This window comes from Micromonospora sp. NPDC005237 (assembly GCF_040607775.1).
Taxonomy (GTDB): domain Bacteria; phylum Actinomycetota; class Actinomycetes; order Mycobacteriales; family Micromonosporaceae; genus Micromonospora.
In genome coordinates this window covers 91,562-102,871 of the sequence record NZ_JBEXHJ010000007.1, presented here as the reverse complement: position 1 = coordinate 102,871, position 11,310 = coordinate 91,562, and the positions used below count along the sequence as shown (strand labels likewise).

At 73.5% G+C, this 11,310-nt stretch carries 12 protein-coding genes; all 12 read left to right on the top strand.

Features of this window, described 5'->3' with window-relative positions; all coding sequences use genetic code 11:
* The first annotated feature begins 9 nt into the window (after positions 1–9).
* The 12 genes from ABZT87_RS20070 (at position 10) to ABZT87_RS20015 (ending at position 11,279) form a co-directional block, all read left to right on the top strand.
* Positions 10–276 (top strand): acyl carrier protein, encoded by a 267-nt coding sequence (locus tag ABZT87_RS20070; RefSeq protein WP_354862635.1) that lies wholly within the window; start codon positions 10–12, stop codon positions 274–276.
* Positions 276–521 carry an acyl carrier protein gene (locus ABZT87_RS20065; protein WP_354862636.1) on the top strand — a complete coding sequence of 82 codons (246 nt, stop codon included), beginning with the start codon at positions 276–278 and terminating at the stop codon, positions 519–521. Before ABZT87_RS20070 ends, ABZT87_RS20065 begins: the two co-directional genes overlap by 1 nt.
* The gene (locus ABZT87_RS20060) at positions 514–1,611 is read left to right on the top strand and encodes a beta-ketoacyl synthase N-terminal-like domain-containing protein (RefSeq protein WP_355137273.1); all 1,098 of its coding nucleotides are present in this window, start codon (positions 514–516) and stop codon (positions 1,609–1,611) included. Before ABZT87_RS20065 ends, ABZT87_RS20060 begins: the two co-directional genes overlap by 8 nt.
* A 98-nt stretch (positions 1,612–1,709) precedes the next feature.
* Entirely contained in the window at positions 1,710–2,204 is a 495-nt protein-coding gene (locus ABZT87_RS20055; RefSeq protein WP_354860712.1) for a beta-ketoacyl synthase chain length factor, read from the top strand.
* Positions 2,201–3,817 carry a class I adenylate-forming enzyme family protein gene (locus ABZT87_RS20050; RefSeq protein ID WP_355137271.1) on the top strand — a complete coding sequence of 539 codons (1,617 nt, stop codon included), beginning with the start codon at positions 2,201–2,203 and terminating at the stop codon, positions 3,815–3,817. The genes ABZT87_RS20055 and ABZT87_RS20050 overlap by 4 nt, the downstream gene beginning before the upstream one ends.
* Positions 3,818–3,839: 22 nt before the next feature.
* Positions 3,840–5,078, top strand: coding sequence for a beta-ketoacyl-[acyl-carrier-protein] synthase family protein (locus tag ABZT87_RS20045; RefSeq protein WP_355137269.1), 1,239 nt, complete (start codon positions 3,840–3,842; stop codon positions 5,076–5,078).
* Positions 5,079–5,148: 70 nt separating this feature from the next.
* Positions 5,149–6,240 (top strand): 4-hydroxyphenylpyruvate dioxygenase, encoded by a 1,092-nt coding sequence (hppD, locus tag ABZT87_RS20040; protein ID WP_355137267.1) that lies wholly within the window; start codon positions 5,149–5,151, stop codon positions 6,238–6,240.
* Positions 6,237–7,166, top strand: a complete 930-nt coding sequence (locus ABZT87_RS20035; RefSeq protein WP_354860705.1) for a phytanoyl-CoA dioxygenase family protein — start codon at positions 6,237–6,239, stop codon at positions 7,164–7,166. Before hppD ends, ABZT87_RS20035 begins: the two co-directional genes overlap by 4 nt.
* A gap of 1 nt (position 7,167) precedes the next feature.
* Positions 7,168–7,959 (top strand): DUF3050 domain-containing protein, encoded by a 792-nt coding sequence (locus ABZT87_RS20030; RefSeq protein ID WP_355137265.1) that lies wholly within the window; start codon positions 7,168–7,170, stop codon positions 7,957–7,959.
* Complete coding sequence (locus tag ABZT87_RS20025; protein WP_354860703.1) at positions 7,956–8,927, top strand: thiamine pyrophosphate-dependent dehydrogenase E1 component subunit alpha; 972 nt, start codon at positions 7,956–7,958, stop codon at positions 8,925–8,927. The genes ABZT87_RS20030 and ABZT87_RS20025 overlap by 4 nt, the downstream gene beginning before the upstream one ends.
* Positions 8,928–8,955: 28 nt before the next feature.
* Positions 8,956–9,924 (top strand): transketolase C-terminal domain-containing protein, encoded by a 969-nt coding sequence (locus ABZT87_RS20020; RefSeq protein ID WP_355137263.1) that lies wholly within the window; start codon positions 8,956–8,958, stop codon positions 9,922–9,924.
* On the top strand, positions 9,921–11,279 hold the full coding sequence (locus tag ABZT87_RS20015) for a hypothetical protein (protein ID WP_355137261.1): 1,359 nt from the start codon (positions 9,921–9,923) through the stop codon (positions 11,277–11,279). Before ABZT87_RS20020 ends, ABZT87_RS20015 begins: the two co-directional genes overlap by 4 nt.
* Positions 11,280–11,310: the final 31 nt, after the last annotated feature.

The window sequence follows — 11,310 nt, the reverse complement described above, 5'->3', positions numbered from 1 at the left end:
AGGGTATCCATGAGAGCCGAGGTCCGTGCCTTCGTCGTCGAGCAGCTCGCCGACATGAACTACGACGTCGAGGGGCTCGACGACGACACCACGCTCGGCCCGTCCGGCGTCGACCTGGAGTCGCTGGCCCTGGCCGACCTGTCCGTCCGCGTCGAGGACCGCTACGGCGTGACGTTCGCCGACGACGAGTCGGAGAAGCTGGCCCTCATGACGGTCGGCGAGTTCACCACCATGGTCGCCGACCGTGTCGCCGAGGCGACGAGCGACAACGCCTGATGTCCGGTCAGCCCGACCTGGGGCGAGCTGACCTGCTGACCATGCTCGCCGAACTCACCGCGAAACCCGCCGCCGAGGTCCCCGACCGGATCGGCTCGATGGAACTCGCCTGGCTCGTGCACCTCATCGAGCAGCGCTACGAGCGTCGGCTCGACCTCACCGACGACGACCTGGCCGGCATCCGTACCGTCGACGACGCCCTGGTGGTCTTCCGGGCGTCGCTGGCCGCTACCGCAGATGGCTGAGCCACCCGTCGCCCAGCTCACCGGTGTGCACGCGGTCAGCGCCCTCGGTCGGGGCGCCGACGCGCAGCTCGCCGGCGTCCTGGCCGGTGAGCCGGCGTTCGGCCCGGTACGCCGCTTCGACACCACCGCCCGCCGGGTCGCCGTGGCCGCCACCCTGCCCGACGTCGGCACCCTCGCCGACGAGCTGGCCGCGGCGATCGACGCGGCCTGCGCGGCGGCCGGCCTGACCGACGTACGACGGGCGGGGTGCGCGTTGCTGCTCGCCGTGCACGGCGGCCCGCCCGGCCCGTCCGCGCTGGCGGCTCGGCTCGCCGAGGGCGGCGGACTGTCCGGTCCGACCCGCGTCTACACCAGCGCCTGCGTGTCGGCGAGCACGGCGGTGGCCGACGCCGCCACCCTGATCGCCCGGGGCGACCTGGACCGGGCCGTGGTGGCCGCCGGCTACCTCGTCGAACCGGACCAGTTCGCGCTCTTCGACGCCGGCCGGGCGCTCGCCGACGACGGGGCGGTACGCCCGTTCAGCGCCGGCCGACGTGGGTTGCTGCTCGGCGACGGGGTGGCCGCGGTGGTGCTCGAGTCCAGCGCGGTGGCCCGTCGACGCGACGGTGAGCCGGTGGCCACCGTGGTCGGTTGGGGGCGGGCCGGGGACGCGTTCCACCCCTGCCAGCCGGACCCGTCCGGCACCGGGCTGGCGCACGCGGTACGCGCCGCGCTGCGCCGGGCCGGGCTGCCACCGCAGGCCGTCGGCTACGTCAACGCCAACGCCACCGGCACCGCGCAGAGCGACGCCGCCGAGGCGGCAGCGCTGCGCCGGGCCCTCGACGGGTACGCCGGGCAGGTGCCGGTCAGCTCCACCAAGGCGCTGCACGGGCACGCGTTGGAGGCGTCCGGGCTGCTCGAACTGGTGGTCACCGCGCTGGCGCTGCGCCACGGCGACCTGCCCGTCAACGCCGGCTGGCGCGGCCCGGACGAGGCGTGCCCCCTGGATGTCATCACGGACCGCCCACGCAGGACGACCGCGACCCACGCCCTGACCCTCAACGCCGCCTTCGGTGGCGCCAACACCGCCCTCCTGGTCGGCACCCCGTGACAACCCCGACCTCCCCGCGATCGTGCACCTTCCGTCCCGACGAATCCCAGGAAGCACGCGAAACGACTACCGAAATCGCACGATCGCGGCAGGCGGGGGTGCGGGAGCTCGCCCGGGCTCGCTGGCCCGAGGACGGGGACGGGGACGTGCCGGGAGTTCCGGGGTTCGTGTTCTCGGGGTTCGCGCCGGTGGTGGTGGCCGTTGCCGAGCGGTGCCTGCGCCGACGGTACGGGACGGGGCCGGTGCCTACCGGGACGCGGACGGCGATCGTGCTGGTCACCGCCAGCGGCGACCGGGCCAGCGCGGAGCACGTGCGGGCCACGGTCGAGGCCGGAGGACGGGTCGGCCCGCTGTTCTTCTACCAGTCCGTGCCCAACAGCGTCGCCGGGCACCTCGCGGCCCGCTGGGGGCTGCGCGGCCCGGTGGTCTGCCTCAGCCCGACCGGCGACCCGTACGCCGACGGCACCGCCGAGGCGACCCTGCTGCGCGACGACGGCGACGCCGACGAGGTGTTGCTGGTCCTGATCGAACAGGCGCCCGACACGTCCACCGAGGCGGTCGCGGTGCTGCTGGGGGGAGGAGCACGACCATGAGGACACCGGGACTGCGCGGCGCGTTGGCCGCCGACACCGAGCTGGGCGCGGGCAACATGCTGGCCCGGGTGCTGGCGCACGGCGCCGACCCGGACGGGCCCGGCCTGACCTTCGACACCGCCGTCGACGGGCACCCGGCGCAGGCGCCGCTCACGCTGGGCCAGCTCGACGAACGGGTCGCCGCCCGCGCCGCCTGGCTGCACGAGCGCGGGGTACGCCCCCGCGACCCGGTCGCCGTCTGGGCCACCGCCGCCGCCGACATGGTGCTGAGCTTCCTGGCACTGGCCCGGCTCGGGGCGATCCCGGCGCTGATGAACGGCAAGCTCCGCCCGGAGATCGCCGCCGAGTACATCCGCCGGCTACGCGGCGTCGGTGTGCTCGCCGACGACGCGCACACCGCGCTGCTGGCCGGACACGACCTGGGCGTACCGCTGCTGGGCACGCCCGCGCAGGCAGGCGCGGGCGACCCGGCCGCGGCCCCGGCGCACTACCGGCACCACCCCGACGACCCGATCGTGATCACCCACACCTCCGGGACGACCGGGGTGCCCAAGGCGGTGCTGCACTCACACGCCAGCCTCTTCGCCGCCACCCGGCACCTGCTCACCATGCCGCAGGCGCAGGGCACCCGCCGGATCCTCAACGCGCTGCCCGCGCCGCACACCGCCACCGTGCTGATGGTCAACCAGGCGCTGGGCAACCGCGCGGAGATGTTCCTCCTGTCCGAGCAGGGCGGCGAGCGGGTGCTCGACGCCATCCAGCGCTGGCGCCCCGACGGGGTGTTCGGTTTCTCGGTCACCTGGGCCGAGCTGGCCCGCTTCGACCTGTCCGGGTACGACCTGGACTCGGTGCGGCTGTGGTTCAACACCGGCGACTGCTCGCACGAGCCGCACATCCGCCGGCTGGTCGCGACCGGCTGGCGGGACACCGTCACCCGCGACGGCGTGGCCCGGGTGCCCGGCTCGGTCTTCATCGACGGGCTGGGCTCCAGCGAGATGGGGCACTCCATGTTCCACATCACCCACCGCGCCGACACCGACCGGTACGGCCGCTGCATCGGCCGGCCGTACGAGTTCGCCCGGGTCGCGGTGCTCGACGCCGAGGGCGAGCCGGTGCCGGTCGGCGAGGTGGGTTTCCTGGGCGTCGACTCGCCGTCGCTGTTCCGGGGCTACTGGAACGACTCGGTCACCACCCACCGGTTCCGCCAGCGCGGCTGGTACCTCACCGGTGACCTGGTCCGGGCCGACGCCGACGGCCGCTACTACCACCTGGACCGGGCCGTCGACTCGGTCGACGCCGGTGACGGCTGGCGGTTCTTCACCGCCCTGTCCGAGGAGAAGATCCTCGCCACCTGCCCGGACGTCACCGACTGCACGGTGGTGATCGTCGCAGAGGCCGGCGGTGTGGTCACCGACGTGCTGCTGGAGTTGGCGGCCGGCGCCGACGAGGCCGAGGACCGCACCGAACGGGTCCGCGCCGCGCTCGGCGCGGACGTCGGCGCCACGCTGCGGCGGGTGGTGCCGGTGCGCTCCGACGACATCCCGGTCACCGTGACCGGCAAGGTCCGCAAGGTGGCCCTGCGCGAGCGCTACCTGAGCGAGGCGTCGTCGTGAGCGGGCGATCCGGAGCGCCGTCGTGACGGCCCTGATCACCGGGATGGGTCTGTTCACCCCGGTCGGGCGGGGTGTCGAGGAGACCTTCGACGCGCTGACCACCGGCCGTTCCGGGCTGACCCGGCCGCCCGACGGGCATCCGGCGCGCGGGTCGCTGGACGTCGCCGGTCTGCTGCCGGACATCGACCCGCGCAGCGTCGTGTCCGGGCCGGAGAGCCGCGTGCTGGACCGGATCGTGGTGCTCGCCCTGCTCGCCGCCGCCGACGCGCTCGCCGACGCCGGCATCGAGGTGGGCCGCGACGTCGATGAGTCCCGGATCGGCGTGATCGTCGGCGGGGTCGGCGGGATGGCCACCCTGGAGACCCAGGTGCTCGCCCGCGCCGCCCGGGGCCGCGCGGCGGTCAGCCCGTACCTGCTCACCGGCATCCTGCCGAACATGCCGGCGGCGCGGATCGCCATCGCGCACGGCATCCGGGGCTACAGCTCGTCGGTCGGCACGGCCTGCGCGTCCGGCGCGCAGGCGGTCGCCGACGCGGTCCGGTTGATCCGGGCGGGAGAGGCCGACGTGGTGGTCTGCGGGGCCAGCGAGGCGCCGCTCTTCCCCACCTTCGCCGACACCTTCGGCAACGCGCGGGCGCTGGCCCGCGCCGGGGACGACCCGTCCCGGGCGAGCCGGCCGTTCGACACGTCCCGCTCCGGGTTCGTGCTGGCCGAGGGCGCGGCGCTGCTGGTGCTCGAACGTGCCGAGCACGCCGCCGCACGCGGCGCCACCGGGTACGCCGAGGTGGCCGGCTACGGCGCGACCACCGACGCGTACCACCCGACCGCCCCGCGCCCCGACGGCGCCGGCGCGGCCGCGTGCATCCGTGGCGCGCTGCGTAGCTCGGGCGTGCCCGCTGCCGCGGTCGGCTACGTCAACGCGCACGGCACCGGCACGAAGCTCGGCGACATCGCCGAGACCACCGCCCTCGCGGACGTCTTCGGCGACGGCGGCGTGCCGGTCAGCTCCACCAAGGCGCTCACCGGCCACCTGCTCGGCGCCTCCGGGGTGCTGGAGGCCGCGGCGACCGCGCTGGCGCTCGGTCGGGGGCTGCTGCCACCGACGTACCACCTCGACGACCCGGACCCGGCCTGCCCGGCGGACCACATCCGTGGCACGCCCCGCAAGGCCGACCCGGAGTACGCGCTGACCAACTCGTTCGGGTTCGGCGGCCAGAACGTGAGCCTGCTGCTCGCGCGGGTCGCCGAGCCGAGGAGGTGAGCGACGCGGCATCCCGGACGGGGGGCGTCCGGACGGCAACACGGGGGAAGCATGGGGAAGGGCACTGAACATGGACATCCGTGGGATCGACCACATCGAACTCTACGTAGGTGACGCCCGGCAGGCGGCCTTCTACTTCAGCACCGCCGTCGGTTTTCAGATCTGCGGCCAGGGTGGCCCGGAGACCGGCCTGGCCGGGCAGCGCTCACTGCTGCTCTGCCACGGCGACATCCGCCTGCTGCTCACCTCCGGGCTGAGCGCCGAGCATCCGGCGGCCCGGTACGTGCAGCGCCACGGCGACGGCATCGCGGTCGTCGCGGTCGAGGTCGGCGACGTCGCCGAGGCGTACGCCGAGCTGGTGGGCCGGGGCGCGACCGGCGTGACCCCACCGACCACGCTGACCGGCGCGGACGCCGAGGTGGTGACCGCCGAGGTGGAGGGCTTCGCCGACGTGCGGCACCGCCTGGTGCAGCGCCGGGGGAGCCGGGCCGACTTCCTGCCCGGCGTGATCACGCCGACGCCGTTCACGGCGGAGGAGGGAAAGCCGGTCCTCGCCGAGGTCGACCACCTGGCGGTCTGCGTGCCGTCCGGCGAGCTGGACGAGACGGTCCGGCACTTCGAGGGGCTGTTCGACTTCGCGCAGATCTTCGAGGAGCACATCGAGGTCGACGGGCAGGGGATGAACTCCAAGGTGGTGCAGAGCCCGTCCGGGCAGGTCACCGTGGTGCTGCTGGAGCCCGACCGGGCCCGCCGGCCGGGGCAGATCGACGCGTTCCTCGACCAGCACGCCGGTGGGGGAGTGCAGCACCTGGGGCTGCGTACCGACGACATCGTGGCCGCCGTGGAGTCGCTGGGCCGGCGCGGGGTCCGCTTCGCCGGCACCCCCGCCAGCTACTACGACGCCCTGGAGGCGCGGGTCGGTCGGGTGGACGCCCCGCTGGAACGACTGCGCGAGCTGGGAGTGCTTGTCGACTCCGACCACGGCGGGCAGCTGTTGCAGATCTTCGCCGAGTCGATGCACGTGCGCCGCACGCTGTTCCTGGAGCTGATCGAGCGGCGGGGCGCGAGCGGTTTCGGCAGCGGCAACATCAAGGCGCTGTACGAGGCCAAGGAGCGGGAACTGGCCGCCGCGGCGGCCACACCACAGGGGGTGGGGGCATGACCGCGACCGAGTACGAACCGACGCTGACCGCCCAGGAGAGGGCGCTGCTGCCCTCCGACGACGACGTGCGGCACTACGCCGAGCACGGCTGGTACCTGTCGAAGAAGCTGTTCACCGACGACGAGGTGGACGCGCTCGCCGCCGCCGCGCAGCGCTACTACGACGGCGAACGCGACCGCCGGCTGCCGGTGCGTCCGCCGAAGCTCGCCTACTGGGAGCCCGCGAAAGGGCCGGTGCAGCGGCACAACGACTACGTCCACCACGAGCACGACGGCCTCGGCGCGATCCTGCGTAAACCGCTGATCGGCGCGGTCGCCGCCCGGCTCGCCGAGGCCGACGAGATCCGCGTCTTCCAGTCCACGCTGATCTACAAGCCGCCGATCTCCGGCGAGCCGAGCAACATCGTGCCGTGGCACTTCGACAAGCACTACTGGGCGTCGTCGTCGTCGGAGAAGATGCTCACCGCGTTCATCCCCTTCCACGACTGCGGCCAGGAGATGGGCACCATCACCATGGTCGACGGCTCGCACCGGTGGTCCGAGATCGGCGCCGACGACACAGTCGTGCGGCACTTCGCCGACCGCGACCGCGGCCAGCTGGAGGAGATGCTGGCCGAGAACGCCGCACACAACGGCGCCGAGATCCGCAAGATCCCGATGGTGATCCCCAAGGGACACGTGAGCTTCCACCACTGCCGCACCTACCACGGCAGCGGCCCCAACGTCAGCGGTCGCCCCCGACAGGCGATCTCGCTGCACCTGCAGGACGGCGACAACGCCTGGCGGGCGTACCCGCTCTCCGACGGCTCGCTCGCCGCGTACAACCACGACGTGCTGGTCCGCCGCACCCACGACGGGCGGCCGGACTACGCGGACCCCGACTACTGCCCGGTCATCTGGCGCCACCGCGCCCAGCAGGGAGGCTGACATGTCACGGTACGACTGGGGTAGGACGCACCCGGGCATCGAACGGCTGGAACAGGCGGTGACCGAGCGACGCGACGCCGTGGTCAAGCACCCGCTCTACGCCAACCTCGACACCCACGAGGCGCTGGTCACCTTCATGGAGCACCACGTCTTCGCGGTCTGGGACTTCATGTCGCTGCTCAAGTCGTTGCAGCGGCAGTTGACCTGCGTGACCGTCCCCTGGATTCCGACCGGCCCGACCGGCAGCCGCCGCCTCATCAACGACATCGTCATGGTGGAGGAGAGCGACGAGCTGGGCGAGGGCTACATCAGTCACTTCGAGCTGTACGTGCGGGGAATGGCCGAGGCCGGCGCGGACACCACCGCCATGAACGCCCTCGTCGACCTGCTGCGCGCCGGCCGGCCGGTGACCGACGCGCTCGCCGAGGCGGGGGCGCCGGCCGCGTCCGCGCGGTTCGCCGCGACCACCTGGCACATCATCGAGTCCACCCCGGTGCACTGTCAGGCGGCGGCCTTCGCGTTCGGCCGGGAGGACCTGATCCCGGACATGTTCACGCAGGTCGTCGCGGTCAACGAGCGCAGCAACCGGCTGCACACCTTCGTCGACTACCTGGAACGGCACATCGAGGTCGACGGCGAGCAGCACACCCCGATGGCCATGCAGATGCTCGCCGACCTGTGCGGCGACGACGACACAAAGTGGCAGGAGTGCGCCGACACGGTCAACACCGCCCTGGCCGCCCGCGCCCGGCTCTGGGACGACATCCTCGCAGCGGTCAAGGGGCCGGCGTGACCGACGCCGACCCGGTCCGGCTCTACCGCACGGTCCGGCTGATCCGCCGGTTCGAACAGCGTGCGGTGGAGCTGGTCCACGGCGGGCAGATCGTCGGCGGCATCCACCCGTACCTCGGTCAGGAGGGGATCGCCGCCGGCGTCTGCGCCGCGCTCGGGGCCGACGACGTGCTCGCCGGCACCCACCGTGGGCACGGGCACGTGCTGGCCCGCGGCGCCGACCCGGCCCGGATGCTCGCCGAGCTGTGCGGCCGGCTGACCGGCCTCAACGCCGGGCGGGGCGGCTCGATGCACGCCGCCGATCTCAGCATCGGCGTGCTCGGCGCGAACGCCATCGTCGGCGCCTCCGGCGGAATCATCACTGGCGCGGTGTGGGCCCGCCGACGGCAGGGCCGCGACACCGTCGGGGTGAGCTTCTTCGGCGACGGCGCGGTCAACGAGGGGATGCTGCTGGAGGCGTTCAACCTGGCCGCGCTGTGGCGGGTGCCGGTGCTGTTCGTCTGCGAGAACAACGGCTACGCCACCACCATGCCGGTCGCCGGCGCGGTGGCCGGCAGCATCGCCGGCCGCGCCGCCGCCTTCGGCATCCGGGCCGTCGAGGTCGACGGCCAGGACCCGGAGGCGGTACGCGACGCGTCGGCCGCCGCCGTCGACCGGATGCGCGCCGGCGGCGGCCCCGAGCTGATCGAGGCCCGGACCTACCGCTTCGACGCCCACCACACCTTCGAACACGCGGTACGCCTCGACTACCGCCCGCCCGACGAGGTGAGCCGGGGCAGGGCCCGGGACCCGGTGCGCATCCAGGGCGAACGGCTCTCCGACGCCGAGCGCGCCGCAGTGGACGCCGAGGTCGAGGCGACCCTCGACGCGGCGGTGCGCTTCGCGCTGGACAGCCCGCACCCCGACCCGGCCGACGCGCTGGCGTACCTGTACGCCAGCGGCCTGACCGCCCGCACCGGAGGTGGCTGAATGACCGTGCGCACCGGAGGTGGCTGAGGTGCCCCGACTGTCGTACCGCCGGGCGTTGACCCGGGCGCTGGCCGACGAGCTGGCCCGCGACGAGGCGGTGTTCCTGCTCGGCGAGGACATCCAGGTCGGCGCGTCGCTGGTGACCACCGGGCTGGCCAAACGGTTCGGCGTCGACCGGGTCCGCGACACCCCGCTGTCCGAGCAGGCGTTCACCAGCTTCGCCACCGGGGCGGCGCTGGCCGGGCTCCGGCCGGTGATCGAGTTCCAGATCCCGTCGCTGCTGTTCCTGGTCTTCGAGCAGATCGTCAACCACGCGCACAAGTTCCCGCTGATGACCGGCGGGCAGTGCGCGGTGCCGGTCACCTACCTGGTGCCCGGCTCCGGGTCGCGTACCGGCTGGGCGGGGCAGCACTCCGACCACCCGTACAGCCTCTTCGCCCACGTCGGCGTGGTCACCGTCGTGCCGGCCACCCCGGCGGACGCGTACGGGCTGCTGGTCAGCGCGATCCGGCACGACGACCCGGTGGTGGTGTTCGCCCCGGCCGGCGCGATGGACAGGCGCGCCGACGTGTCCGATCTGGAGCCGGTGCCGCTGGGCCGGGGCCGCATCCACCGCTTCGGCGACGACGTGACGGTGGTCGCGATCGGGCACCTGGTGCACGACGCGCTCGCGGTCGCCGAGGAGGTGGCCGACCAGGTCTCGGTGGAGGTGTTCGACCCGCGCACCCTGTACCCCTTCGACATCGACGGGTTGACCGAGTCGGTGGCCCGCACCGGGCGTCTCGTGGTGCTCGACGACGCCAACCGCTCCTGTGGCATGGCCGCCGAGATCATCGCCTCGGTGGTGGAGCGGGTCCGGCTGCTCGCCCCGCCGCGCCGGGTCACCCGCCCGGACGGCGCGGTGCTGCCGTTCGCCCCCGCCCTGGACCGCGCCGTGCAGCCGTCCCGGGAGCAGCTCGCCACCGCCATCCACCTGACCATGAAGGACTCATCATGATCGACCCGAACTACTCGTGGCCGTCGGCCGACGGGGCCTGGACCGACCTGCCGGAGCCGGCCCGCCGGGCCATGGTGGCCAGCGGCGCGGCCGCCTGGGAACGCGTCTTCCACGGGCGGGCGACCTACAACAAAGAGTGGCGGCTGGCCCGCCCCCCGGTCCTGACCGCCGACGCCTGGCGGGAGCTGAACGAGGTCTGCGACCGGCTGGCCCAACTCATCCTGAACGCCTGCCGGCGGCGGGTGGACACCGCCGGTGAGCTGCGCCGGCTGCTCGGCGTCCCGGCGGGGGAGACCCGACTGCTGGACGAGCCGGAGCCGCTGACCGAGGCGCTGCTGGCCGCGTACCGGCCCGATGTGATCTTCACCGAGGGCGTGCCGAAATTCGTCGAGTACAACATCGACAGCAGCCTCGGGGGAGGATTCGACGCCGACACCGTCATCCAGCGGTTCGCGCAGCTCTACGCCGAGCACGGCATCCTCGACGAGCTGCCGGTACGCGCCGCGCCGTCGCTGCTGGACCAGCGTTTCGTGGCGATCCGCGAGGAGCTGGGGTTGCCCGACGGCGCCCGGCTGGCGCTGCTGATGGACTTCGACGCCGACTATCCGGGCCTGGACGACCCGGAGACGTTCATCCGCATCCTCAGCCCGCTCGCCGTACGGGCCCGGGACTTCGGCATCGACCTGGTCATCGCGCCCCTGTCCACCGCCACCCTGGCCGCCGACGACCGGCTCGTGGTCGACGGCGCGCCGGTCGACGCGCTGTTCCGCCTCTTCGTGCCCAACCGGGTCACCCCGACCGCCGGCCTGGACGCGGTGGCCGGCGCGTTGGCCGCCGGCACGCTGCCGATGTTCGTGTCGGCGGCGGCCTGGCTGCTCGGCAACAAGACCACCTTCGCCTGGCTGTGGGAGGACGTGGACGCCCTGCCCGCCGACGACCAGACGCTGATCCGCCGGCACGTGCCGTACACGGTGCCGTTGACCGTCGCGGTGCTCGACCGGGCGATCGCCGAGCAGGCCGAGCTGGTGGCGAAACCGGCGGACGGCTCAGCCGGGCACGGTGTGCTGATCGGCCCCGAGCTGAGCCCGACGGACTGGGCCGACGGCCTGCGCGCGGCCGTCGACCGGGGCGGCAACATCCTGCAGCGGTATCTGCCGGCCGACCGGGTGCCGATGGACTTCGTGCAGATCGAGACCGGCGAGACGGTGACGGCCGACGTCCCGTACTCCCTGGCCCCCTACCTGTTCGGCCGCCAGGCCTCCGGCGGCCTGGCGAGGGTCGGTTTTCCCGGCGGCAACGGAATCCTCAACCTGGCCCACGGAGTCCTCCTGACGGGAATCCTCCTGTCCGACTGACCCCGACCCCCCACCGGTTGATCATGAAGTT

Excerpts from the sequence above, each read along its gene's own strand:
- ABZT87_RS20065 (WP_354862636.1), top strand. The coding sequence starts at position 276 with ATGTCCGGTCAGCCCGACCTGGGGCGAGCTGACCTGCTGACCATGCTC.
- ABZT87_RS20050 (WP_355137271.1), top strand. The coding sequence starts at position 2,201 with ATGAGGACACCGGGACTGCGCGGCGCGTTGGCCGCCGACACCGAGCTG.
- hppD (WP_355137267.1), top strand. The coding sequence starts at position 5,149 with ATGGACATCCGTGGGATCGACCACATCGAACTCTACGTAGGTGACGCC.
- ABZT87_RS20030 (WP_355137265.1), top strand. The coding sequence starts at position 7,168 with ATGTCACGGTACGACTGGGGTAGGACGCACCCGGGCATCGAACGGCTG.
- ABZT87_RS20070 (WP_354862635.1), top strand. The coding sequence starts at position 10 with ATGAGAGCCGAGGTCCGTGCCTTCGTCGTCGAGCAGCTCGCCGACATG.
- ABZT87_RS20015 (WP_355137261.1), top strand. The coding sequence starts at position 9,921 with ATGATCGACCCGAACTACTCGTGGCCGTCGGCCGACGGGGCCTGGACC.
- ABZT87_RS20060 (WP_355137273.1), top strand. The coding sequence starts at position 514 with ATGGCTGAGCCACCCGTCGCCCAGCTCACCGGTGTGCACGCGGTCAGC.
- ABZT87_RS20035 (WP_354860705.1), top strand. The coding sequence starts at position 6,237 with ATGACCGCGACCGAGTACGAACCGACGCTGACCGCCCAGGAGAGGGCG.